This is a genomic window from Mesorhizobium sp. M6A.T.Cr.TU.017.01.1.1 (genome assembly GCF_004023115.1).
GTDB lineage: Bacteria > Pseudomonadota > Alphaproteobacteria > Rhizobiales > Rhizobiaceae > Mesorhizobium > Mesorhizobium mediterraneum.
Window position 1 is genome coordinate 21,160 of the sequence record NZ_RZTA01000044.1, and the last position, 24,924, is coordinate 46,083.

Annotated in this window: 14 protein-coding genes and 4 pseudogenes; all 18 read left to right on the forward strand. The window is 63.3% G+C overall.

Features of this window, described 5'->3' with window-relative positions:
* The first annotated feature begins 295 nt into the window (after positions 1-295).
* Positions 296-1,466: pseudogene (locus EOB36_RS16220) on the forward strand (cytochrome P450).
* Between the two features lie 91 nt (positions 1,467-1,557).
* Positions 1,558-2,849: pseudogene (locus tag EOB36_RS16225) on the forward strand (cytochrome P450).
* A gap of 1 nt (position 2,850) precedes the next feature.
* Positions 2,851-3,159 carry a ferredoxin gene (locus tag EOB36_RS16230; RefSeq protein WP_095488563.1) on the forward strand — a complete coding sequence of 103 codons (309 nt, stop codon included), beginning with the start codon at positions 2,851-2,853 and terminating at the stop codon, positions 3,157-3,159.
* Positions 3,110-3,889 (forward strand): annotated as a pseudogene (locus EOB36_RS16235) (SDR family oxidoreductase). The gene EOB36_RS16230 and the pseudogene EOB36_RS16235 overlap by 50 nt, the downstream one beginning before the upstream one ends.
* An 8-nt stretch (positions 3,890-3,897) precedes the next feature.
* Positions 3,898-5,241, forward strand: coding sequence for a cytochrome P450 (locus EOB36_RS16240; protein ID WP_095488550.1), 1,344 nt, complete (start codon positions 3,898-3,900; stop codon positions 5,239-5,241).
* A gap of 67 nt (positions 5,242-5,308) precedes the next feature.
* Positions 5,309-6,307: a polyprenyl synthetase family protein gene (locus EOB36_RS16245; RefSeq protein ID WP_128285232.1), complete on the forward strand. Its 999-nt coding sequence runs from the start codon at positions 5,309-5,311 to the stop codon at positions 6,305-6,307.
* A gap of 302 nt (positions 6,308-6,609) precedes the next feature.
* The gene (locus tag EOB36_RS16255) at positions 6,610-8,160 is read left to right on the forward strand and encodes a hypothetical protein (RefSeq protein ID WP_095488548.1); all 1,551 of its coding nucleotides are present in this window, start codon (positions 6,610-6,612) and stop codon (positions 8,158-8,160) included.
* Positions 8,157-9,053, forward strand: a complete 897-nt coding sequence (locus tag EOB36_RS16260) for a hypothetical protein (RefSeq protein WP_095488547.1) — start codon at positions 8,157-8,159, stop codon at positions 9,051-9,053. Before EOB36_RS16255 ends, EOB36_RS16260 begins: the two co-directional genes overlap by 4 nt.
* 85 nt (positions 9,054-9,138) lie before the next feature.
* Positions 9,139-10,187: pseudogene (gene fni, locus EOB36_RS16265) on the forward strand (type 2 isopentenyl-diphosphate Delta-isomerase).
* Between the two features lie 982 nt (positions 10,188-11,169).
* Positions 11,170-13,476, forward strand: a complete 2,307-nt coding sequence (locus tag EOB36_RS16270; protein WP_095488546.1) for a S9 family peptidase — start codon at positions 11,170-11,172, stop codon at positions 13,474-13,476.
* Between the two features lie 835 nt (positions 13,477-14,311).
* Complete coding sequence (locus tag EOB36_RS16275; protein ID WP_245330027.1) at positions 14,312-17,776, forward strand: Ulp1 family isopeptidase; 3,465 nt, start codon at positions 14,312-14,314, stop codon at positions 17,774-17,776.
* Positions 17,777-17,995: 219 nt separating this feature from the next.
* Positions 17,996-20,020, forward strand: a complete 2,025-nt coding sequence (locus EOB36_RS16280; RefSeq protein WP_024502848.1) for a conjugal transfer protein TraG — start codon at positions 17,996-17,998, stop codon at positions 20,018-20,020.
* A 116-nt stretch (positions 20,021-20,136) separates the two neighbouring features.
* Positions 20,137-20,550, forward strand: coding sequence for a CopG family transcriptional regulator (locus EOB36_RS16285; protein WP_095488561.1), 414 nt, complete (start codon positions 20,137-20,139; stop codon positions 20,548-20,550).
* A complete protein-coding gene (trbB, locus tag EOB36_RS16290) occupies positions 20,547-21,515 on the forward strand; it encodes a P-type conjugative transfer ATPase TrbB (RefSeq protein ID WP_128242904.1) in 969 nt (322 codons plus the stop codon). Before EOB36_RS16285 ends, trbB begins: the two co-directional genes overlap by 4 nt.
* A 12-nt stretch (positions 21,516-21,527) precedes the next feature.
* A complete protein-coding gene (locus EOB36_RS16295; RefSeq protein ID WP_024502851.1) occupies positions 21,528-21,836 on the forward strand; it encodes a TrbC/VirB2 family protein in 309 nt (102 codons plus the stop codon).
* A complete protein-coding gene (locus EOB36_RS16300; RefSeq protein ID WP_024502852.1) occupies positions 21,836-22,108 on the forward strand; it encodes a VirB3 family type IV secretion system protein in 273 nt (90 codons plus the stop codon). Before EOB36_RS16295 ends, EOB36_RS16300 begins: the two co-directional genes overlap by 1 nt.
* Entirely contained in the window at positions 22,102-24,552 is a 2,451-nt protein-coding gene (gene trbE / locus EOB36_RS16305) for a conjugal transfer protein TrbE (protein ID WP_095488544.1), read from the forward strand. The genes EOB36_RS16300 and trbE overlap by 7 nt, the downstream gene beginning before the upstream one ends.
* Positions 24,549-24,924 (forward strand): P-type conjugative transfer protein TrbJ (gene trbJ / locus EOB36_RS16310; protein WP_128285230.1); only part of this gene is annotated, 376 nt, incomplete at its 3' end. The genes trbE and trbJ, both read left to right, overlap by 4 nt.

The following is a 24,924-nucleotide window of genomic DNA, read 5'->3' on the forward strand; positions in this document are numbered from 1 at the left end:
GATGGTCTGCAAGCCGCCTGGGGCGCCCTTGCCGAGCGTGCTCACGGGCTTGGGTGGGCGGCGCGCGAAACGCGTCATGCGTGAACGAAAGCTGACACTGGCAAAAGCCGACATGTCGGGTTCCGCATAGTCGACATGCCGGGATCGTGGAGGTTTTCGGGGAGAGCCATGCGTTTACTGCCCAGTGAGATTTGGCGCGGCCTTTGCAATTGAGATGCTAGCAACACGGATTGCCCTTCCATCGGTTAGAAAGTGAAGTGCCACGACGTCCGAACAACCGCTGCCGACGCTGCCGATGTGGCGCGTAGATCATATCGAGCCCTCGCCCGAGATGTTGGCGTTACGCGCCAACGGTCCGATCCACCGCGTGCGCTTCCCGTCCGGGCACGAAGGCTGGTGGGTGACAGGCTACGACGAGGCCAAGGCGGTGCTGTCCGACGCGGCGTTCCGGCCCGCGGGAATGCCGCCGGCGGCTTTCACCGGATTCGGTGATCCTCGGTTCGCCGGGGTGGCTGGTTTCACACGAGGGGAGCGAGCATGCCCGGTTACGCACGATCGTGGCACCGGCCTTCAGCAACCCAAGGGTAAAGCTGCTCGCGCAGCAGGTCGAGGCGATCGCCGGGCAGTTGTTCGAGACCCTGGCGGCCCAGCCCCAGCCCGCCGACCTGCGGCGCCACCTCTCCTTTCCCCTTCCGACCATGGTCATCTGCGCGCTGATGGGCTTGCTCTACGAGGATCACGATTTTTTTGCCGGGCTGTCCGACGAGGTGATGACGCACCAGCATGAAAGCGGCCCGCGCAGCGCGTCGCGCCTAGCCTGGGAAGACCTGCGCGCCTACATTCGCGGCAAGATGCGGGACAAGCGCCCGGATCCGGGCGACAACCTGCTGACGGATCTGCTGGCGGCGGTCGACCAAGGCAAGGCGACGGAGGAAGAGGCGATCGGCCTGGCTGCGGGCATGCTGGTGGCCGGGCACGAGAGCACCTGCGCACAGATCGAATTCGGCATGTTGGCCATGTTCCGCTATCCGCAACAGCGCGAACGCCTGGTCGGCGATCCATCTCTAGTGGACAAGGCGGTGGAGGAAATCCTGCGCATGTACCCGCCAGGCGCGGGCTGGGACGGCATCATGCGCTATCCGAGGACCGACGTAACCATCGCGGGCGTGGATATTCCTGCGGAGAGCAAGGTGCTGGTCGGCCTGCCGGCGACCTCGTTCGATCCGCGCCATTTCGACGACCCGAAAATCTTCGACATCGGACGCGACGAAAACCCGCACCTGGCATTCTCCTACGGGGCGCACTACTGCGTCGGCATGGCGCTGGCCAGGCTGGAACTCAAGGTGGTGTTCGGTTCGATCTTCGAGCGCTTTCCCGCGCTGCGCTTGGCCGTGGCGCCCGAAGAACTGAAGTTGCGCAAGGAGATCATCACTGGCGGGTTCGAGGAGTTCCCGGTTCTCTGGTGATGCGGACGCCGCCGGGATTCGCGATCTTCTCCGCAATTTTGCCGGCGCCCCTGGCGCACCGGTCTGATCAGCCAGCCAAGAGGTAACTAATATGGACGTCCAAGAAACCACGGCAGCATGCCGGGACGCCTTCGCCGAACTGGCGTCGCCAGCGTGCATCCACGACCCGTATCCGTTCATGCGGTGGTTGCGCGAGCACGATCCGGTGCATCGCGCGGCGTCGGGCCTCTTTCTGTTGAGCCGACACGCCGACATCTACTGGGCGCTCAAGGCCACGGGCGATGCGTTTCGGGGACCGACGCCGGGCGAGCTGGCGCGCTATTTCCCGCGTGCGGCGACCAGCCTGTCGCTCAAACTGATGGCGTCCACGGTGGCGATGAAGGATCCACCGACGCATACGCGCCTGCGGCGGCTGATCTCGCCCGATTTCACCATGCGCCAGGTCGACAACCTGCGGCCGAGCATCGCGCGCATCTTGCAGAGCGCCTGGACGGCATAGCGCCCGCGCTGGAGCGCGGGGATGCGGTGGACCTGCATCGGGAATTCGCGCTGGCCTTGCCCATGCTGGCCTTCGCCGAATTGTTCGGCCTTCCCCAGGACGATATGTTCGGGCTCGCCGCCGGCATCGGCACCATTGTGGAAGGCCTTGGCCCGCACGCCAGCGATCCCCAACTCGCCGCGGCGGACGCGGCCAGCGCCAGGGTGCAGGCCTACTTCGGGGACCTCATACAGCGCAAGCGAACCGATCCCTGCCACGACATCGTGTCGATGCTGGTCGGCGCACACGACGATGATGTCGACACGCTGTCGGATGAGGAGTTGATCAGCATGCTCTGGGGCATGCTGCTGGGCGGCTTCGCCACCACTGCTGCGACCATCGACCATGCGGTCCTGGCGATGCTGGCGTATCCCGAACAGCGGCACTGGGTGCAGGAAGACGCCAAGGGGGTGAAGGCATTCGTCGAAGAAGTCCTGCGCCGCGACTCGCCCGTCCTGTTCAGCGTCACTCCGCGTATCGCCCAGCGCGACATCGAACTGGGCGGCGTGGTAATCCCCAAGAACGCGGACGTGCGCGTGCTCATCGCGGCCAGCAATCGCGACCCGGACGCCTTCGCCGATCCCGACCGCTTCGACCCTGCGCGATTCTACGGCACCAATCCTGGCATGTCGACAGACGGGAAGATCATGCTGACCTTCGGCCACGGCATCCACTTCTGCCCCGGTGCGCAACTGGCCCGGATGCAGTTGGCCGAGAGCCTGCCGCAGATCCAGGCGCGCTTCCCCACGCTGACATTGGCCAAGCAGCCGACCCGGGAGCCCTCCGCGTTCCTTAGGACGTTCCGCGCGCTGCCGGTGAGGCTGCATGCGCAGCGGGGGGCTTGAGATGCGCGTCGTGGTCGACCAGGATCTGTGCGGAACCACCGGGCAATGCGTGCTGACGCTGCCGGGCACCTTTCGCCAGCGCGAACCGGACGGCGTGGTCGAAGTATGCGTGGCGACAGTGCCGCAGGCGCTGCACGCCGCCGTGCGGCTCGCGGCCAGCCAGTGCCCGGTCGCTGCAATTCGGGTCATCGAAAGCGACGCTTGCGATGACGAGCGCGCCAACGCCGACCCTGCGCCTTCTCCGGCGGAGCCCGAGCGGCATGCCGCGAAAGACCAACGCAATCCAGGAGGACACGATGGGACGGTTTGAAGACGTGGTGGTGGCCGACATTGATGGCTCGGCGGCCATCGCCTTCACCGCGCAGATCGCGGCAGAAGCGGGCCAAGCGCTGGCCCTAGCCCTGGACATCGCCGACGCGCAGGCGGTGGCAGCGCTGTTCGAGACGGCGCAGCGGCACTTCGACGCGAGGGCCATGTATCTGACCCCGCACGACCGCGCGATCCTCGACCTGGACCCGGCGGTCTGGGATCAGACCATGGTGACCAAACTGCGCGGCGCGCTGTTCTGCTGCCGGCAGGCCATCCCACGGATGATCGCCCGCGGCGTTGGCGTGATCGTCAACATGTCGTCGTGCCAGGGGCTCAGCGGTGACACCGCGCAGACGTCCTACGCCGCGTCGAAGGCGGCGATGAACATGCTGTCGGCCTCCCTCGCAACCCAGTACGGTCATGCGTAAATCCGCTGCAACGCGGTTGCTCCGGGTCTCACCATGACCGAGCGTCTGCTCGCCAAGCTGGACAAGTGCATGCAACGGCATCCGCGCCGACACCAGGTCCTGCCGCGCGTCGGCCGCCCTGAGGACGTGCCCGCGCTGATGGCGTTCCTGCTCTCCGACGATGCGGCGTTCATCACCCGCCAGGTCGTGTGCATCGGCGGCGACATGCTGGTGCATGTGCCGACATACGCCGACGGTGGCAACAGCCGCGCCATGCCGCCTGCCGGCGACACCGCCGAAGCGGCCGCGGCGCCGCGCTGCTGATGGAGTTGATGGACATGCTGCTCAACCCGCTGAACCGTCGCCACCGGCTTTGGCACGACATCCCGGTCGTGCCCGGCGCGTTCCCCCTGGTCGGGCATTTTCCCGCCATGGTCCGCGACCTGCCGCGCCTGCTGCGGCGCGCGGAACGGACGCTGGGCAGCCATTTCTGGCTGAATTTCGGCCCTGCCGGACACCTGATGATCTGCGTGGATCCGGATGCGTTCGCATTGCTCCGGCACAAGGACGTGTCCTCCGCGCTGATCGGAGAGATGGCGCCCGAATTGCTCGGCGGAACGTTGGTCGCCCAGGACGGCGGCGCGCACCGGCAGGCGCGCGATGCGATCAAGGCGGCGTTGCTGCCCAAGGGACTGACCCAAGCCGGCATCGGCGACCTGTTCGCGCCCGTCATCCGGGCGCGGGTGCAGGCGTGGCGCGACCGCGGCGACGTAACCATCCTGTGCGAAACCGGCGACCTGATGCTCAAGCTCATCTTCAGCCTCATGGGAATCCCCGCCCAGGACCTGCCGGGATGGCATCGCAAGTACCGGCAACTGCTGCAGTTGATCGTCGCGCCCCCGATCGACCTGCCCGGCCTCCCCTTGCGGCGCGGCCGCGCCGCCCGCGACTGGATCGACGCGCAGTTGCGCCAGTTCGTCCGCGACGCGCGCTCGCATGCCGCGCGCACCGGGTTGATCAGCGACATGGTGAGCGCCTTCGATCGCAGCGACGATGAGCTCTCCGATGACGTTCTGGTCGCCAATATCCGCCTGCTGCTGTTAGGCGGTCACGAGACCACCGCCTCGACGATGGCCTGGATGGTGATCGAGCTGGCGCGGCAGCCTGTGCTGTGGGACGCCCTGGTCGAAGAGGCGCAACGCGTGGGCGCGGTGCCGACCCGGCACGCGGACCTGGCGCATTGTCCGGTCGCCGAGGCGCTGTTCCGCGAGACGCTGCGCCTGCATCCTCCTGTCACGCTCCTGCCGCGTCGCACGCTGCAGGAACTGCAACTCGGCCAACGACGCATTCCCGCGGGCACCCATCTAGGCATCCCGCTGCTGCATTTCTCGACCTCGCCGCTGCTGCACGAGGCGCCTGATGAGTTCCGACTCGAGCGGTGGCTGCAACGCACGGAGCCGATCCGGCCGGTTGACATGTTGCAGTTCGGTGCCGGCCCACACGTCTGCATCGGCTACCACCTGGTATGGCTGGAACTGGTGCAGTTCTGCATCGCGTTGGCGCTGACCATGCACAAGGCCGGGGTGCGGCCACGGTTGCTGAACGACGCCGAAAAAGGCCAGCGCTATTACCCGACCGCACATCCGTCCATGACAATCTGCATCGGATTCTCATGAGCTTCCATCGCATGTCCCGTGTGGCTCGCCGTGGCCGCCTCCTGTCAGGTACAAGGAGATGAACAATATGCAGGCCGGTCCCACGCCAAACGACGATCGAACTGGCATTTCCGCGCTCGTCGAATTTGGCGCGCAGGCGCGCGGCGCACCCGGCAGGCTGCTGCCGGAAATCTGGGTGCAGGACAGCGCAAAGCGGGTCGAACAGGCGCTGGCGCGTCTTCTCTGCGCCGAAGGCGACTGTGAGACCGAGCTGATGGCGGCGATGCGCTACGCCACCTTGCATGGCGGCAAGCGAACCCGCGCCTTGCTCTGTCTGGCTGCCGGCGCACTGGCCGACAACTCGGCGCACATGATCGACGACGTCGGCGCCGCCATCGAGATGATGCATGCCTGTACCCTAGTCCACGATGACCTGCCCGCGATGGACGACGACGTGCTTCGCCGCGGCCTTCCGACCGTGCACGTCAAATTCGGCGAAGCCACCGCGATCCTGGTCGGCGATGCGCTGCAGGCGCACGCCTTCCTGACCCTGGCGAGCCTGGATGCGCCGGGCGATAACCGTATCGCGCTCGTGCGCGAACTGGCGCAGGCGGTGTCCGCCGAGGGTGCCGCAGGCGGGCAAGCCATGGATCTGTCGCTGGTCGGAAAGCACGTCGAGCTAGACAAGATCGTGGCGATGCACCGGATGAAGAGCGGAGCGCTAGTGCGCGCGTCCGTTCGCATGGGTGCGCTATGCGCCATCGCGGAGGATTCTGCGCACGCTGCGCTGTACGATGCGCTCGATCGCTACAGCGCCTGTTTCGGCCTGGCGTTGCAGGTGGTCGACGACATTCTCGACGCGACAGCGGATACCGCGACGCTGGGCAAGACCCCCGGCAAGGACGCGGCGGCGCAGAAGCCGACCTGCGCGTCGATCATGGGGCTGCAGGCTGCGCGCCAGTTCGCGCTTGATCTGTTGCGCGACGCCGGGGAGGCCATCGCCCTGCTAGGGCCACGTGCGGAACGATTGGCGCAGATGCTGCAGCGGGCCAACACGTATCTGTTGGAGCACGCGCCATGCGCTTGAGCGCCCGTCCGAATGGAGTCGCCCCTGTGCCGCTGCGATCGGCCGGCGGCAACGGTGCATGCTGCACTGTTTCCGACTCCGGCGCGCCGATCGCAGCGGTTGCCCAGCACGGCCGCGGCGCACGCGGCGCGCTGCGCCAAGCCTATGCGGCGGACCGGCGCCAGCATCGGGCGCGGCGTCGAGCCGCAGCAGGGCGGCCGTCCGGCGCTGCCCGCGGCCTGGCCGCGACGGGCCTGCGGCGACGTGCGCGGCGTCTGCCCGATCCTGGTTCTCGTCAACCGTCTGCAGAAGGAACATCCCACGTGAACGCGCTGTCCGAACAGCTCCTTTCCGAATTGCGCCACCTGCTGAGCGAGATGAGCGACGGCGGCAGCGTCGGTCCGTGCGTCTATGACACCGCGCGAGCTCTGCAGTTCCACGGCAACCTCACCGGTCGGCAGGACGCATACGCGTGGCTCATCGCGCAGCAACAGGCCGATGGCGGATGGGGAAGCGCGGACTTCCCGCTGTTTCGCCATGCGCCCACGTGGGCGGCGTTGCTGGCATTGCAACGTGCCGATCCTCTTCCCGGCGCTGCCGACGCAGTCCAGGCTGCAATCCGGTTCCTCGAGCGCCAGCCCGATCCGTACGCGCATGCCGTGCCAGAAGACGCGCCGATCGGCGCTGAGCTGATCCTGCCGCAGTTGTGTGGCGAGGCCGCATCCTTGCTGGGCGGCGTGGCGTTTCCCCGCCACCCGGCGCTGTTGCCATTGCGGCAAGCGTGCCTGCTCAAGCTGGGTGCGGTGGCGACGTTGCCGAGCGGCCATCCGTTGCTGCACTCCTGGGAAGCCTGGGGGACGTCGCCGGCCACCCTATGCCCGGATGACTACGGTAGCATCGGCATCAGTCCGGCGGCCACCGCCGCGTGGCGTGCGCACGCCGTGAAACAGGGGAGCACGCCGCAGGTCGGGCGCGCCGACGCGTATCTGCAGGCGGCATCGCGGGCGACGCACAGCGGCATCGAAGGCGTCGTTCCCAACGTCTGGCCTATCAATGTGTTCGAGCCATGCTGGGCGCTGTACACCTTGCATCTGGTCGGGCTGTTCGCGCATCCCGCGCTCGCCGATGCGGTGCGCGTGATCGTCGCCCAGCTCGACGCCCGCCTGGGCGTGCGCGGTCTGGGGCCGGCCTTGCACTTCGCGGCCGATGCGGACGACACCGCCGTTGCGTTGTGCGTCCTGCGCCTTGCAGGCCGCGCCCCGGCGGTCGATGCGTTGTGCCATTTCGAAATCGGCGAGCTGTTCGTCACCTTTCCCGGCGAGCGCAATGCCTCGGTGTCGACCAACATCCATGCCCTGCATGCGCTGCGACTGTTGGGAAAGCCCGCCGCCGGCACCAGCACCTACATCGAGGCCAAACGCAACCCGCATGGTCTTTGGGACAACGAAAAATGGCACGTTTCGTGGCTGTATCCCACCGCGCATGCGGTCGCTGCGCTGGCGCAAGGCAAGCCCAAGTGGCGCGACGAGCGCGCGCTGGCGGCGCTGCTGCAGGCGCAGCGCGACGACGGCGGCTGGGGCGCCGGTCGCGCGTCAACATTCGAGGAAACCGCCTATGCGCTGTTCACGTTGCACGTGATGAACGGGAGCGAAGAGCCAACAGGGCGCCGGCGGATCGCGCAGGCGGTAGCGCGTGCGCTGGAGTGGATGCTCGCCCGCCATGCGGCGCATAAAATGCCGGAGGCGCCGCTGTGGATCGGCAAGGAACTGTATTGCCCTACCCGGGTCGTGCGCGTGGCCGAACTCGCCGGGTTGTGGCTGGCGCTTCGTTGGGGGCGGCGCGTCGTAGCCGAGGGAGCAGGAGCGGCGCCATGATCCAGACCGAACGCGCGCTGCAGCAGGTCCTGGAGTGGGGGCGTACCCTGACCGGTTTCGCCGATGAGCATGGTGAGGAAGCGGTAAGGGGCGGCCAGTATATCCTGCAACGCATTCACCCGAGCCTGCGCGACACCAGCGCCCGCACCGGCCGCGATCCGCAGGACGAAACGCTGATCGTGGCGTTCTATCGCGAACTGGCGCTGCTGTTCTGGCTAGACGATTGCAACGACCTTGGCCTGATCGCGCCGGAGCAGCTCGCCGCCGTGGAGCAGGCGCTGGGGCACGGCGTACCGTGCGTGCTCTCCGGATTCGAGGGCTGCGCTCAGCTGCGCGCTTCGCTGGCTGCGCTCGCCTACGATCGTCGCGACTATGCTCGGCTTCTCGACTATACCCGGTGCTACTGCGCGGCGCTGCGCGCCGGACACGCGCAGGCGGCAGGGGCGCGACGCTGGTCTTACGCCGAGTACCTGCACAACGGCATCGATTCGATCGCTTACGGGAACGTGTTCTGTTGCCTGTCGCTGCTGTGGGGGCTGGACATGGCGACCTTGCGCGCGCGTCCAGCGTTTCGCCAGGTCCTGCGGCTCATCTCAGTGATAGGGCGCCTGCAGAACGATCTGCATGGACGCGACAAGGACAGGTCGGCCGGCGACAACGCGGCGATCCTGCTTCTGCAGCGCTATCCGGCTATGCCTGTGGTTGAGTTCCTCAACGACGAGTTGGCCGGCCATACGCGCATGCTGCACCGGGTGATGGCGGAAGAATGCTTTCCCGCGCCGTGGGGACCGTTGATCGAGGCGATGGCGGCGATCCGCGCGCAGTACTACCAGACTTCGACCAGCCGCTACCGCAGCGACGCTGCAGGGGGAGGCCAGCGTGCGTCGGCCTGAACGCGCCGGAGGCGGCGGCTTGGGCGCCCTGCCGTCGGTTCGATCCGACGCAACGCCGTCGCCCGCTGCTACGGATGGAGCGAGCATGAGCGACACCGCCCTGAGCCGGCGAAAGGACGAACATCTGGACATCGTGCTGGATCGGCGAACGGCGCCGGCCACGGTGGCCGCTGGCTGGGAGTACATCCGTTTCGAACACTGCGCACTGCCCGAGTTGGACCTGACGCAGATCGACCTGCGCGCCTCGCTGCTGGGCAAGGCTATGCGCGCGCCGCTGCTGATCAGCTCTATGACCGGCGGCATGCCACGGGCCGAGGCCATCAACCGGTATTTGAGCGAGGCAGCGCAAGCCTTGGGGATCGCCATGTGCGTCGGTTCGCAGCGTGTGAGCCTGCAATCCCGCAACTCCCAGGGGCTAACGCGCGCGCTGCGCCGCCTGGCGCCAGACATTCCCTTGCTGGCCAATATCGGCGCCGCGCAACTGCGGGAGGCCGACGGCCTGGACCTGGCGCGTCGCAGGTGGACGCGCTGGAGGCCGATGGGCTCATCGTCCATCTCAATCCGCTGCAGGAAGCGGTACAGCCGGAGGGCGACCGCGACTGGCGCGGCGTCCTGGCGCTGATCGCTGGCGCCGCGCGCATCGTGGGGGTGCCGATCGTGGCCAAGGAAGTGGGGGCGGGCCTGTCCGCCTCGGTGGCCTGTGCGCTCGTCGAGGCGGGCGTGGCGGTAATCGATGTCGCCGGCGCCGGCGGCACCAGTTGGGCCGCAGTGGAGGGCGAGCGCGCCCGCAATGCCGCCGACCGTGCAGTGGCGATGTCGTTCGCCGATTGGGGGATTCCCACCCTGACCAGCGTGCAGGCGGTGCGCCGGGCGCTGCCAACGGTGAAGCTGATCGCGTCGGGCGGGATCCGCGATGGCGTCGACGTGGCCAAGGCCATCCGCCTGGGCGCGGACATCGCCGGGCAGGCGGCCAGCGTGCTGGGCGCGGCGACAGTGTCCACCGAGGCGGTTGTCGCGCATTTCGAGATCGTCATCCGCCAGTTGGCCGTCGCCTGCTTCTGCACCGGCTCGGCTGATCTGGCGGCGTTGCGTCAGGCGCGCTTGTTGCCCTCGGCGCATTTGTCCGCCGGTTGATGTCGGCGTCGTCCGCACGCTAGCAGCAGGCTGCTGAAATACCTACGCCAAAGACAGACTATTGATCCCCCTGGCGAGACGGCTCGATGCACGGGAGCGATGTGTTCATGGAGCAGCTGTTCACGATGAAGCTTGGAAGATTTCGTTCCAGCCGATCATCCTTGTGCCCGCACCGGCTGATGATCAATGGAGCGCTGGTGCGGCTAGACGGCATCCTTTCCGGCATGTACGCCTGCAGTGCCAAAGGCGGTCGCCCCAGCGTTGCGCCGGAGAAATTGCTGCGGGCCGTGTGTTGCAGGTGTTCTACAGCGTCCGTCGGAATTGATGCAGCAGGTGCTGCTGTGGCAAGGCCAAGACCCGGGAATGCCGTCAGCTTTGATCAGGCGCTTCGGGTCGCCGGAAACGCGCGAAGAGTCCGGCTCTCGAAAAAGGCCGAACGCCTCAGATAAGGCCAGAACTCCTTGGGTCACCATCAAAACCAATTTGACGCCCCGGGACAATTTCGTCCGGCATTGTCCGGTGTACGACGATGTTGGGGATGCGACATAGGCGGATTGCCGTGTATTTAAACCGCTTTTCCTTTGGCACGCATATTGCGCCCTATCGGTAAACCTCGTCATGGGCCGGCGGCAATCGCTCGGAGATTGTCGAAATAGCACAATGATTTCTGCCGGGGTGACATCCGGCCCGACTAGAGCAGGACCTTTCAGATGATGTAGAAAAGCAAGCGGCCATACTCGCGGAGGAAATAGTCGCGTCAGGGCTGCATGGACGCTCTTTCCTGGTTGTTTCGGCGGCGGACGCCAACTCTTCAATCGGCACCCGACCAGTGCCTGGATGTCCAAGGAGCGCCCCTGTTGCGCGGCCTGGCTGCACCCGCGTGCTGGCTCTCCTCCAAGGCGACGCTCGGCGCTGCTGCAGACCGGCGACGAGAACCCAACTTCAAAATTCGCATTCCGAAAACCGAAAGAAGTGAACAGGTATGTCCAGGATCGGCGCTTTGACGCGCGCGGCACGGGGATCGGCAACTCAGACGCTGGCCAAGGGTTCGAAAAGTTTACACCCGCCGCTAGCGCCGGCCGATTTCAAGCGCGCACTTACGATCAACGATCGATATGGCGGGCTCACTGTCAATGTCCCCAAAATGCCTTTCTGGCTGACCGGGGGTGAAGCCTTAGTCTACCGCCGGACTAGCCACGGCGAGCAGCAGTTCATGCAGGTCGATGCTGCCACGGGTTTCAAGCGGCCCGCTTTCGATCAGGCGCGTCTGGCGGCAGCGCTAAACAAGGTGAGCCATGAGAGCTATCAAGCCGGCAATCTTCCGTTCGACCGTTTCGAACTGAGTGAGGATGGTCGCAGGCTCGACTTCCAGATTGAAGACACCCGGTGGAGCTGCGACCTTGCAAGCTACGACTGTACCAGCACCACGTTCGATGCAAGGAAAGGGGACCCTAGGGAGCTCAGCCACCGCTACACGCCGCCAGCGGAGAACAACCCCGACAAGAGCAACGCGTCGCCCGACGGCAAATGGATCGCCTATATCAAGAACTGCAATGTTTTCCTGCGCAGCGAGGACGGATTGCAGGATGTTCCTCTGAGCCGGGACGGAGCCGAAGGCAATTGCTACGTCTTTTCGACGCTGAGCTGGTCGCCGGACTCGCGCCACCTCGCCGCTTACCTTGTTCGCCCCGGCTATAGGCGGGAGGTCCGCTATCTCAATTCTTCGACGGACCAGTTGGAGCGGGAATATTCAACAATATTCTATCCCAGGCCGGGCGATGTCCTTCCGCTGCCCCAGCCGGTCCTGTTCGACATTGCCGGCCCGCGCCAGATCGTGATTGACGATGCCCTCTTCTCGAACGTCTTCGAACTTTCCGCTCTCCGGTGGTGGGCGGACAGCCGCGGCTTCACTTTCGAATATAACCAGCGCGGGCATCAGCTCTATCGCCTGGTCGAGGTAGACGCCGCCACGGGCCACGGGCGCTCCCTGATCGATGAGACCAGCGAGACATTCGTTGATTATTTGCCGCTGGGGCATGGCCAGGAGGATGCCGGAAAAATCTTCCGTTTCGATGTCGATGACGGGAAGGAGATCATCTGGGCATCCGAGCGCGACGGGTATGAGCATTTGTATCTTTTCAACGGCCGGACAGGCGCGCTCGAAAACCAGATCACCCGAGGTGAGTGGGTCGTCCGGAGGGTCAACCATGTCGATCCGGTCAAGCGTCAGATCTGGTTCGAGGCGAGCGGGATGAACCCGCAGGAGGACCCCTATTGGGTCCATGCTTACCGCATCGGCTTTGACGGCAAGGGACTGACTGCACTGACGCCCGAACCGGCCAACCACCATATCGAGTTCTCGCCTGACAGGCGCTATTATGTCGATCTCTGGTCACGCATCGATCTGCCCCCGCGCATGGCACTCTACCGCGCCAGCGACAATGCCAAGCTCCAGCAGATCGAGACGGCCGACATTTCCGAGCTCGTCGCCGCAGGCTGGCAGCCGCCGCTCAGTTTCCATTCCAAGGGGCGCGACGGCAAAACTGATATCTGGGGCGTGCTCCACCTGCCAGCCAACTTCGACCCGACGAAGAAATACCCGGTTGTGGAGAATATCTATGCTGGACCCCACGGCTCCTTCGTCCCGAAATCCTTCTCGCGGTGGACAGAGCCGCTCACGCAGCTGGGCTTCGTCGTTGCTCAGATCGACGGCATGGGCACCAACAACCGCTCCCGCGCCTTCCATGATGTTGCTTGGAAGAATCTGAAGGACGCAGGATTTCCCGATCGCATTCTGTGGCACAAGGCGGCGGCCGCGCAATATCCATGGTACGACATATCCAACGTCGGCATTTTTGGCGCATCCGCCGGCGGCCAGAGTGCAGTCAGCGCGCTGCTCTTTCACCCCGATTTCTACAAGGTCGCCGTCGCCAAAAACGGCTGCTACGACAACAGGATAGACAAGACCTGGTGGAACGAACTGTGGATGGGGTGGCCGGTCGGCATTGAATATTCGCAATCCTCCGCCGTTGACAATGCTCACAGGCTGCAGGGCAAGCTGATGATCGCGGTCGGCGAAATGGATGATAATGTCGATCCGTTTTGCTCGTTCCAGCTTGCCGATCGACTCATCAAGGCAGGAAAAGATTTTGACATGGTCTACGTTCCTGGTGCCAATCACCATACTCTAGGCACCTACACCGAGCGCAAACTCCTAGACTTCTTCGTTCGCAACATTCTCGGTCAGACCCCGCCCGACTGGAACACCAAACCGATCGAGCTGGAATAGCTTGTGGCTCTTGCAATTGTTAGCTCGCCTTATCGGCTGTAATCAGGGCGAGGCGCGAGCAAATCTTCACCGAAGGACGATCGTGGAGTCTAGGACTTGCGCTGCGTATTGAGGATCGGCTCGCCGCGACGTTGGTCTGCGCAAACTGCTTGATGGGCACGCCTGCAGACCGCGTGTGTGCGATTGCAAGATCCACTATCAGCCTCGTGTGAAGCGTTCAGGGGAAAAGCCGCACACCAACGCCGCTTCCGCTCGCCGTAACGCTACGGCGGTGCCGCCCACCCGATCCGCTCGACGAGCATTGGAACACATAGGTCCCCGAACGGACGATTGCCTTGGCAATAGAAGACCCTCGTCGGTCATCGCCGGTGTCGGTGGCAGCCCGCCGGTCTGGAGCTGCCACGATTCTCATCCTCGCGTCACATAGGAGCTGAAGCTTTCCGGATCGGGTATCCAATCGGCATCCAGTTGCTCGGCGATATGGTTGAATTCTGCCCTCAGGACAAGAGTGAGTAGAGCAGCCCCGCTACGAAAATCCCATCCTGGTTCGTTTGACGCATCGACTATTCAGATTGATTGGCGTGATACCCGGCGCGGCCGCAACACGCGAGGCCGTCAACCGCTGAGCAGAAAACCAGCCTTCGCCTTCCGCGGCGGCGGACCTCGTCAGCCTCTCGAAAGCTTGCCTGAGTAGGTTGCTCATGTGATCTGTGGAAGTGAGGATAGCGTGCACCCGTACAAACTAGACATTCATCGTGGCAGCTTGGCTGCAGGTGCAGCACGCCGTACCGCACGAGCAAGCGGACAGGCCGGCCAAGCCGGTTTTGAGCAGCACTTGGGCGAACTGCAGGCGGCGGACGAGTTGATGGGTGCGCCAGGCGAGGAGGTCCTCGTCAATGGCTCGCATGGTAAAGGTGAGTTGAGACCAACGAAGAGGCAGAGGATCCAAAGCAATCTGCAGCATGCTGTCACTGAGCGGCAACCAGGTGAGGTTGGCAACTCAGGCGCTCGCGTGATGATGCAACTCCCCACCCATCAGGTGGGTACATCGGAACGGGAGGCGCAACTTGTGATGCAGGGGGACGAGCACGAATACACCCCAGCACCGCATCTCGACGGGTCGATGCCCTCGACAGTGCAGCCGGATCGTCCAATTGTGGTCCCCGACGGTGCCGACAAGCGTCCTGTTTATTCCAACGATGCCACCGCCATCGAAGGGCTGAAGTCAGCACTCCTTGCGGGTAAAGCCAGGCCGGACACGGTCACTCGCAGCACAAATTCTCTTTTCGGCTTTAGTCGTTGGCTCTTTCAAAACAACAAGCCAGGGCTTGCTGCTCGGCTTTACCATCCGTCGCTGAGCCAGGATCTCGAGGAGTACGAGAGTAGGGGTGGTTCCTCCACCGTGGCTGGCGCACTGCGTCAATTGATGAAGTCGATGGGCGGAGCCGGCCCGATTGTGGGTCGCGCTGTCCTGAACCCCCATCCTGACGACGCCGCGCTCACCAGACATTTCAGATCCGCGAGCGGCTACGCAACTGCTCTTAACCATTTCAGTCATTACCTACGTCAAAATGACAAGCTCGGAATTGCGGGTCGCATTTACGATAAATCGCTGGATAAAGATGTTGAGAGCTACAAGGCCGCCTCCTCTAATGGTGGAGCTCCGATCGAATCTGCGCTGGTTTATCTCCGCAAGAACCCGCCGCGCGTTATACTCGGGAATCATCTGGAAAACGCGGTCAGCATGGAGGCTCGTCCCCGTGGCGACGCTGCTCAGCATACCGCACCACAGCAGGGATTCGATTGGCCAGAGGAGCTCCTGCCGGTAGGTTATAAGGAGGGCACCGATCTACCATTGTCTCTCGCCCCAACCGCGCACCAACACCAAGCGCCCGACTTTGGAGAGGCCGTCCCTCACTTGAACTGGCGCCACGGCGACCAGGGCGCCCCGGAGGAGCTGGTAGCTGCACGGGACAGGAGCAGCCCGCTGCCAAGCGAGGCGGTGCCACATAAATCTGGACGGGGACTCGCTACGCAGCCCAGATTGTGGGCGGAGAAATCCGCCTCGCCAGAGCTCTTTCGACGGCGGGCGGAGCAGGCTCTGCCGGCGTCCGCCAGAGGTGTGGAGACATCCTCCGCGGTTGATGAAGCCGCGCAGGCCGCTCGCCAAGCTTTGGCTTGGTTGCAGCAGGAGATGGAGGGGATCGAACCGATGCAGGATCCTCATAAGGTGGCTACACCGGAATGTGAGGCGCAGCTCGTCAGGCAGAGGGATGAGCACGAATCCACCCCAGCACCGCATCCCGGAGGTGGTGGGTCGATGCCCTCGACAGTGCAGCCGGATCGTCCAATTGTAGTCCCCGACGGTGCCGACAAGCGTCCTGTCTATTCCAACGATGCGACCGCTATCGAAGGGCTGAGGGCAGCATTCCACGCGGGTAAGGCCAAAGCGAACACGGTCACTTACAATGTAAATTCTCTTTTCGGCTTTAGTCGGTGGCTCCTTCAAAACAACAAGCCAGGGTTTGCTGCTCGGCTTTACCATTCGTCGCTGGATCAGGATCTCAAGGAGTACGAGAGTACGGGTGGTTCCTCCACCGTGGCTGGCGCACTGCGTTACCTCAAGAAGTCGACAGGCGGAGCCCCGATTATGGCTCGCCCTGTCGTGATCCCCTATCCTGACGATGCCGAGCTCATTAGAAATTACAGAGCCGCTTCGACCAAGGAGTACCTGGCAGCGCCTGCGACCGGACGGAATCCAGATACCGTGGGCGGCTATACAAATTTTCTTAGACATTTTAGTCAGTACCTGCGTCAAAATAACAAGCTTGGGATTGCGGCTCGGATTCACGACAAATCGCTGGATAAAGATGTTGAGAGCTTCAAGGCTGTCTCCTATGGTAATAGGCTAAGTATCAGTTCTGCATTGGCTCACCTCCGGGATATCCTGCCGCGCATTGTGCTCGGGCGCGAAACTGTCCTTTCTGCTCATCCGGCAGACGCAGTCACCAGGCGCGTTGGGGCCGCTGCTGAAGCTGGGCCAGCGGCACCGGCAAGAGCTCCCCAACCCGCCTCGCCAGCAACCGCTAGGCTGCCAGGCACCTACCGCGGCCTTCCACTGGTTGATGTGACCACACTGACTACCAGTTCCTCTGGGGCTCAGATCGGGGCGCTCGATCCGACAGCCCCGTCCAACGTTGCAACGGGGCGGGTGCTCGGCGCCGCCGAATGGCTGAGCGACGCCCATATCCAGAGAGATTACAATTTGCTGGAGGGGCAACTGCAGGGGATCAATCCGGCGCTCGCTGCCCGGACTCGGCTGGTGGATCCTTCCGTATCCCATCTACTGCGACACACGTCGCCGCAAGACGCTCGAGGCATATTGCAGTCCATCTATAATCAAAACAACGCCACAGCCGACTTCCTGTTCTTGCCAGTGAATAATGGCACGGCTACTAGCCCCGGCACCCATTGGTCGCTGCTGCTCGTTGATCGCCGCGACCCGGAAAGGCGGTTCGCCTATCACTACGACTCCCTCCAGCGAGAGGGATATAACGACGTGCCTGCAAAACAGCTCGCAGGACTGCTGAATGCCACCTTGGCGCCAGCCCCCATGGCCAGACAGACGAACCATTATGATTGCGGCGTATTTGTCCTGGAGGGCACGTGGGCGCTGGTTGAACGATTGGTGAAAGGGCAGCGGCCAGACCACGAGCCGCTGCCCCTCGACAACCTCGTTGCCGATCGGCAGGCGCTGCAAGACCGGCTAAGGAGGCGCTTGCCGCACGAGGAAGAGCCGCGGCAGCTGCTGGAGGATGAACCCGCCTCCCCACCGATGATGGCATTCGAGCCAGGGGAACTGCGGCAACTGTTGGAAGACGAGCCTGCCTCCCCACCAATGATGGCGTTCGAGCCAGGGGAACTGCGGCAACTGTTGGAGGACGAACCTGCCTCCCCACCAATGATGGCGTTCGAGCCAGGGGAACTGCGGCAACTGTTGGAGGACGAGCCTGCCTCCCCACCAATGATGGCGTTCGAGCCAGGGGAACTGCGGCAGCTGTTGGAGGATGAACCCGCTTCCCCACCGATGATGGCGTTCGAGCCAGGGGAACTGCGGCAACTGTTGGAGGATGAACCCGCTTCCCCACCGATGATGGCGTTCGAGCCAGGGGAACTGCGGCAACTGTTGGAAGACGAGCCTGCCTCCACTTGGGCACAAATCAATTCGACCCCACATGCGCGAGCGGACGGTGTTCATCAGCCAGCCCAGGCGCCGTGGCTCCCTGAACGCAGAAGATAACTTTGCGGAGGAGCGGTCACGCAACTGTCGGCGGCGCCGGGCCTCAGGGTGAATGGAAAGGATGGAGTGGCGGATGGTGTCGCGTGAAGGCGCAACACGCGTGCTGACCGACCTGCATACGTAGGAAGTCGTTCATTGCTCCCAAATCGTATGTGAGGAACATTCCTGTCCCGGCTGCGCCGCGCGATGCTAGGTCGCGTTGTTCAGCGGGCCAAGCCGATGACACCTACGAAGCTACTGATCGGGCAGATCGCCGTTGTGTGCGCAATTGTCATTATCGGCGTATGGACGGCAACCCAATGGTGCGCTCAAATGCTGACCTACCAGACGCCTCTCGGCGCACCATGGTTTCTCTTCGCCGGCTGGCCAATCTACAAGCCGTGGAAGCTGTTTGAATGGTGGTTCCACTTCGATGCTTATGCGCCGGAGGTCTTCGACAAAGCCGGTACGCTTGCAGGCGCCAGCGGATTCCTGGGCTGTGCCGCCGCAATCGCTGGCTCGCTTTTGCGCGCGCGACAGCGCGGGTCGGTTACGACCTATGGGTCTTCACGGTGGGCCACGACTCATGAGGTCGAGACGGCAGGGTTGTTACGGCCGGCGGGCGTTTTCCTCGGTAGGCTGAACGATCGCTATCTGCGCCATGACGGCCCGGAGCACGTCATGGCATTTGCGCCGACGCGTTCGGGCAAGGGCGTGGGGCTGGTTGTTCCAACGCTACTTTCCTGGACCGGGTCTGCCATCATTCATGATATAAAAGGCGAAAATTGGCAGTTGACCTCCGGCTGGCGGTCGAAATTCTCGTACTGCCTTCTGTTCAATCCGACCGACCCGAGATCGGCACGCTACAACCCGCTGCTGGAGGTGCGCAAAGGCCCAGATGAGATCCGGGACGTTCAAAACATCGCCGACATCCTCGTCGATCCCGAGGGCGCGCTGGAGCGACGGAACCACTGGGAGAAGACCAGCCATTCACTCCTAGTTGGCGCCATTTTGCACGTGCTCTACGCTGAAGAGGACAAGACGCTGGCCCGCGTCGCCACCTTCCTGTCGGACCCGCAACGCTCGTTTGCCGCAACGCTACGGCGGATGATGACGACAAACCATCTCGGGACGGGGCATAACCCTCAGGTCCATCCCGTAGTGGCCTCGGCGGCTCGCGAACTCCTGAACAAGTCGGAAAACGAGCGCTCAGGCGTCCTCTCGACCGCCATGTCCTTTCTCGGGCTTTATCGTGATCCAACGGTCGCGGCGGCCACTTCGTCCTGCGACTGGCGCATCGCTGACCTAGTGGATGGAGAGCGACCGCTGTCGCTCTATCTGGTCGTGCCGCCTTCGGATATCTCGCGCACCAAGCCTTTGGTGCGACTGATCTTGAACCAGATCGGCAGGCGGTTGACGGAGCGTCTGGAGGGGGACCCGAAGAAGAGCCGTAAGCATCAGCTGCTCATGATGCTGGACGAGTTTCCGGCGCTCGGTCGCCTCGACTTCTTCGAAACGGCGCTCGCCTTCATGGCAGGTTATGGCATTCGCTCCTATCTGATCGCACAATCTTTGAACCAGGTTTCAAAGGCCTATGGCGAGAACAATGCTATTCTCGACAATTGCCACGTGCGAATTGCCTTTTCCTCCAATGACGAACGCACGGCCAAGCGCATCTCGGATGCCCTCGGCACCGCAACCGAACTTAGGTCGATGCGCAACTATGCGGGCCATCGGCTTGCGCCCTGGCTTTCACATGTCATGGTGAGCCGCCAGGAAACCGCGCGCCCGCTCCTGACGCCAGGCGAGGTGATGCAATTGCCGCCGTCAGACGAATTGGTCCTGGTTTCTGGGTTGCCGCCGATCCGCGCCAAGAAGCTGCGCTATTATCAGGATCAGAATTTCACAGATCGGGTGCTGCCTGCGCCGGTGCTGCACGACGGGCCCTATGCGGACTGCCCTGCATCACGCCCGGACGGCTGGACTGGACAAGTGTGCAGCGTCGATAGCCGACTTGCTGCGGACGAGGAAAGCGCCGACGCGCCAGTTGAAGACGAGGGAGGCGTTCAGCAGCAACGCCATCCAAGCCTGCCCGAAGAAGACGTTGTTGTCTCTCAAGAGCCCGATCAGGCCGATCTGTACAAGCCCGCAGACGATGACAGCGAAGCGCTCGCGGACAAGCGTGTCATGGATCGGATTTCCACTGCGGCCCGCGCCTACGGTATCAACGAGGGCAGGGGCGACGATGTCATTCCCGGCTTCTGAAGTCCGCTGAGTTGCAGAGCGCACCTCAGCGTAGATAACGGCCATAAGCAATTTTGAGCGTCTGGCCGATGCTTCTCCCGTCGCCGGCGCAACGCCGGGCCGTCGGAACGAGCCGCATGAAGCCGCACCGCATTCGCCATCAGTTTCTGCTTGAGCCGGAGCTCAGCGAGAAGCTGGACAACCTCAGTCGCGATCCGTCAACGACCAAATCAGCGATCGTGGCGAAGGCGATCGAGGCGTTCATCGAGCGGCGTGGCGAGAGCGAGTTCGATCGGCGCTACGGCGTAAGGCTTGACCGGCTCTCCCGCGATCTTGCCCACGTCAGGCGCGATTCCGAGGTGATCCTGGAGAGCCTGGCGCTCTTCATCCGCTTTTCGATCACCCTTCATGCCCACACGCCGGTCCCGGATCGGGCAACGCAGGCTATTGCCCAAGAGCGTTTCGAGAAATTCGTTGAGAAGGTCGGCCGCCAGATCGCTTCCGGCAAAAAGTCGCTTAGCAAAGACAATGGTGGGGGAGGGGAAGGATGAGCTCTCATCCCGAGGCCGACCACCGGCGGCGTGTCATGCTACGCACCGCCATGGGTCCGGCAATCACCGAAGCCCTGGCCGATCCGTCCGTCATCGAGGTGATGGTCAATCCCGACGGCGCGCTGCGACTCGACCGGTTAGGCGAAGGTCGGGTCGATACCGACGTTCACATGCACCCGTCCGAGGCAGAACGTATCATCCGCCTGGTTGCTTCGCACGTGCGCGCCGAGGCGCACGCCGACAACCCGATCGTCAGTGCCGAATTGCCGTCTGGCGAACGCTTCGAAGGCCTGCTGCCACCTGTGGTGTTGGCGCCATGTTTTGCCATCCGCAAGCCCGCCGCGAAAGTCTACACCCTGGCCGACTATGTTGCCGAACGCATCATGCTGCCGCTGCAGGCCGATGCGCTGAAAAAGGCCGTCCACGAGCGGCGCAACATGCTGATCGCCGGCGGCACTTCCTCGGGGAAGACAACACTCGCCAACGCTCTGCTGGCTGAAGTCGCCGAATGCGACGATCGGGTGATCCTGATCGAGGACACACGCGAACTGCAGTGCGCGGCCAGGGACTGCGTTGCCCTGAGAACGAGGCGGGGCTCGGTCACCCTTGCCGATCTCGTGCGCTCGACGCTGAGGCTCAGGCCGGACCGCATCATCGTGGGCGAGGTGAGGGGCGCGGAAGCGCTCGACATGCTGAAGGCATGGAACACCGGGCACCCAGGCGGCATCGCTACCGTACACGCCAATTCCGCGCGCTCGGCTCTCTATCGCATTGAGCAACTCGCCCAGGAAGCGGTGGTCACCGTTCCCCGCCGGCTCATCGCTGAGGCGATAGATCTGATCGTCTTTATAGCGGGACGCGGCTCGTCGCGCCACATCGACGCAATCGCCGAGGTCACCGGTCTCGACGGCAGCGGCGATTACGCCGTTGCCCCGCTCACGCTTTCGCAACTCCAGCAGCTTTGAAAGGCCTTCCTCATGCGCAAGAAGCTTCGCTTTCTTTCGTCCACAGCGCTCGCGTTTCTTATCACGGCCCCGGTTTATGCGGCCGGCTCCGGCATGCCGTGGGAGCAGCCGCTGCAGCAGATCCTGGAGTCCGTGCAGGGACCGGTCGCCAAGATCGTTGCGGTGATCATCATTATCACCACCGGCCTGACGCTTGCCTTCGGCGACACCGCCGGTGGTTTTCGGCGCCTGATTCAGATCGTCTTCGGTCTGTCGATCGCCTTCGCGGCATCGAGCTTCTTCCTCTCCTTCTTCTCCTTCGGTGGTGGGGCGCTCGTCTGATGGCCGCCGGGGAGCAGCATATCGAGGGCTTCGCAGTACCGGTCCACCGGGCGCTGACCGAGCCGATCCTGCTCGGCGGGGCTCCGCGCGCGGTGGCGATCCTCAACGGTACAGTGGCCGCGGCCATTGGCTTCGGCTTGCAGCAATGGATTGCTGGTCTGGTGCTTTGGATCGCGGGCCACTCGTTAGCGGTCTTTGCCGCAAGACGCGATCCGGACTTCGCCAGCGTGCTTGTGCGCCACCTACGTCTGAAGGGGTGGCTTGCATGCTGAACCTTTCGGAATATCGAAGCAAAGCCGACCGGCTTGCCGACCATCTACCCTGGGCTGCCTTGGTGGCGCCCGGCATCGTGCTCAACAAGGACGGCAGCTTTCAGCGGACGTTGCGGTTCCGCGGCCCGGATCTCGAAAGTGCGACGGAGGCTGAACTCGTCGGCATTTGCGCCCGGGCGAACAATGCTCTCAGACGCCTTGGCTCTGGCTGGGCATTGTTCTTTGAGGCCGAGCGCATAGAAGCGCTGGGCTATCCGAACTCGCATTTTCCTGACGCCGCGTCGTGGCTGGTCGACGAAGAACGCCGCGCTGCTTTCGAGGGGAAGGTAGCGCACTACGAGAGCCGCTATCATCTGACCTTGGTGTTTATGCCACCGCCGGACGCCCAGGCGCGCGCAGAAAGCGCGCTCGTCGACTCTCATTATTCCCAAGGAGAAAGAGACTGGCGCCAGGATCTGGCGAGGTTCCGTGACGAGACCAACCGCGTGCTCGATCTCTTCTCGGGTTTCATGTCCGAAGTACGCGTCCTCGATGATGCTCAGACGCTGACCTACCTCCACGGCACGATTTCGCCTCGCCGCCATCCTATCATGGCCCCCGAAACGCCGATATATCTGGATGCAATACTGGTCGATGCGCCGCTTACCGGTGGCCTGGAGCCGATGCTGGGTGAGCAGCATCTTCGCACACTGACCATCCTCGGCTTTCCGAACCTCACCCGGCCCGGGATCCTCGATACCCTCAATCATCAGGATTTCGCCTATCGCTGGATGACGCGCTTCATTCCGCTCGAGAAAACGGAAGCCACGAAGACGCTGACGCGGTTGCGCCGGCAGTGGTTTGCCAAGCGCAAATCGATCGTGGCAATCCTACGCGAGGTCATTACCAACGAGCCGGTCCCGCTTGTCGATAGCGATGCCGACAACAAGGCGCTCGATGCCGACGAAGCCCTTCAGGCATTGGGCGGCGATCATGTGAGCTTCGGCTATCTCACCACCACCGTGACGGTGTGGGGCGAGGATCGCCAAGCCGCTGCAGAGAAGCTTCGCGCGGTCGAGCGCATCATCAATGGGCTCGGCTTCACCACGATCCGAGAAGGCGTCAATGCGGTCGAGGCTTGGCTCGGCTCATTGCCTGGCCATGTCTACGCTAACGTTCGCCAACCGCTCGTTCATACATTGAACCTTGCCCATCTCATGCCGCTGTCGTCGGTTTGGGCCGGTCCTGCGACAAACGAGCATCTCGCGAAAGTCACCCAAACCGAAGCGCCACCGCTTTTCGTTGCCGAGACCAGTGGGTCGACACCGTTTCGGCTTTCCACCCACGTCGAAGATGTCGGCCACATGCTGGTTGTTGGTCCGACCGGCGCCGGCAAGTCGGTTCTGCTTGCTCTGATTGCTCTGCAGTTCAGGCGCTATGCCGGCGCCCAGGTTTATGTCTTCGACAAAGGCAATTCGGCCCGTGCTGCAACACTTGCCATGGGTGGAGAACACCACGCGCTAGGAGCGGACGGTTCCCTTGCCTTTCAGCCACTGCGCAGCATCAACGACCAGGCTAGCCGAAGCTGGGCGGCCGAATGGATCGCCAGCCTTGTTGCCCACGAGAACGTCACCGTCACGCCGGAGGTGAAGGAGGCTATTTGGTCAGCGCTGGCCAGCCTTGCCACCGCGCCGGCGCAGGAACGCACACTGACCGGTCTTTCGGTCCTGCTTCAATCCAATGCGCTGAAGACCGCATTGATGCCCTACACGCTCGACGGTCCCTTCGGCCGCCTGCTCGATGCCGATCATGATGGGCTGGCCTTGTCGGATGTGCAGTGTTTCGAGACCGAGGAGTTAATGCACAGCCAAGGCGCTTTGCTGCCGGTGCTTACCTATCTGTTCCAGCGACTTGAGGAACGGTTCGACGGACGGCCCACGCTGATCATGCTCGACGAGGCGTGGGTCTATCTCGACAATCCGCTGTTCGCCGCCCGCATCCGCGAATGGCTGAAGGTGCTGCGAAAGAAGAACGTGTCGGTTGTCTTCGCTACGCAGTCGCTGGCTGATATCGCGGGCTCTGGCATAGCGCCGGCAATCATCGAAAGCTGCCCGCAGCGCATTTTCCTTCCCAATGATCGTGCCGTGGAACCCCAGGCGCGCACAGCCTACGAGCGCTTCGGTTTAAGCGAGCGGCAGATCGAATTGATCGCCCGCGCCACGCCGAAGCGTCAGTATTATCTGCAATCGCGCCGCGGCAACCGTCTGTTCGAGCTCGAGCTTGGCCCCATCGCTCTTGCGCTTTGCGGTGCTTCCGATCCGGCCACGCAGACTCTGATCGACAGGATCATGTCCGAAGACGGGCAAGGCAGCTTTGCCTCGCAGTTCCTGATCGCGCGCGGCCTCGATTGGGCCGGCGAACTTCTCAAGCAATTCCCTCAACCAGACAAGGAGCAATTTGCATGATGCGGCGACGCCTTCTCTCCGGCCTGATCACCGTTTCCCTGATCGCCAAGCCTATGGCCGACTATGTGCAGCCCGCCTACGCCCTTATCGTGTTCGATCCGTCCAATTATGCGCAGAACGTGCTGACGGCCGCGCGCGCATTGGAGCAGATCAACAACCAGATCCAGTCGCTGCAGAATCAGGCGACCATGCTGCAGAACATGGCGCGCAATCTTCAGCGTCTGGATTTCTCTTCCGTTGGCCAACTCACCGGTTCGCTCCATCGCATCGACGGCTTGATGGACCAGGCGAGTGGCCTCAGCTTTGATCTGGGCAAGCTTCAAGACCAGTGGCGCAGCCAATATCCGGAAAGCTACGACGCCACGATCAAGG

Excerpts from the sequence above, each read along its gene's own strand:
- trbB (WP_128242904.1), top strand. The coding sequence starts at position 20,547 with ATGAGCTCTCATCCCGAGGCCGACCACCGGCGGCGTGTCATGCTACGC.
- EOB36_RS16240 (WP_095488550.1), top strand. The coding sequence starts at position 3,898 with ATGGACATGCTGCTCAACCCGCTGAACCGTCGCCACCGGCTTTGGCAC.
- EOB36_RS16245 (WP_128285232.1), top strand. The coding sequence starts at position 5,309 with ATGCAGGCCGGTCCCACGCCAAACGACGATCGAACTGGCATTTCCGCG.
- EOB36_RS16280 (WP_024502848.1), top strand. The coding sequence starts at position 17,996 with ATGACACCTACGAAGCTACTGATCGGGCAGATCGCCGTTGTGTGCGCA.
- trbE (WP_095488544.1), top strand. The coding sequence starts at position 22,102 with ATGCTGAACCTTTCGGAATATCGAAGCAAAGCCGACCGGCTTGCCGAC.
- EOB36_RS16270 (WP_095488546.1), top strand. The coding sequence starts at position 11,170 with ATGTCCAGGATCGGCGCTTTGACGCGCGCGGCACGGGGATCGGCAACT.
- EOB36_RS16230 (WP_095488563.1), top strand. The coding sequence starts at position 2,851 with ATGCGCGTCGTGGTCGACCAGGATCTGTGCGGAACCACCGGGCAATGC.
- EOB36_RS16285 (WP_095488561.1), top strand. The coding sequence starts at position 20,137 with ATGAAGCCGCACCGCATTCGCCATCAGTTTCTGCTTGAGCCGGAGCTC.
- EOB36_RS16295 (WP_024502851.1), top strand. The coding sequence starts at position 21,528 with ATGCGCAAGAAGCTTCGCTTTCTTTCGTCCACAGCGCTCGCGTTTCTT.
- EOB36_RS16260 (WP_095488547.1), top strand. The coding sequence starts at position 8,157 with ATGATCCAGACCGAACGCGCGCTGCAGCAGGTCCTGGAGTGGGGGCGT.
- EOB36_RS16300 (WP_024502852.1), top strand. The coding sequence starts at position 21,836 with ATGGCCGCCGGGGAGCAGCATATCGAGGGCTTCGCAGTACCGGTCCAC.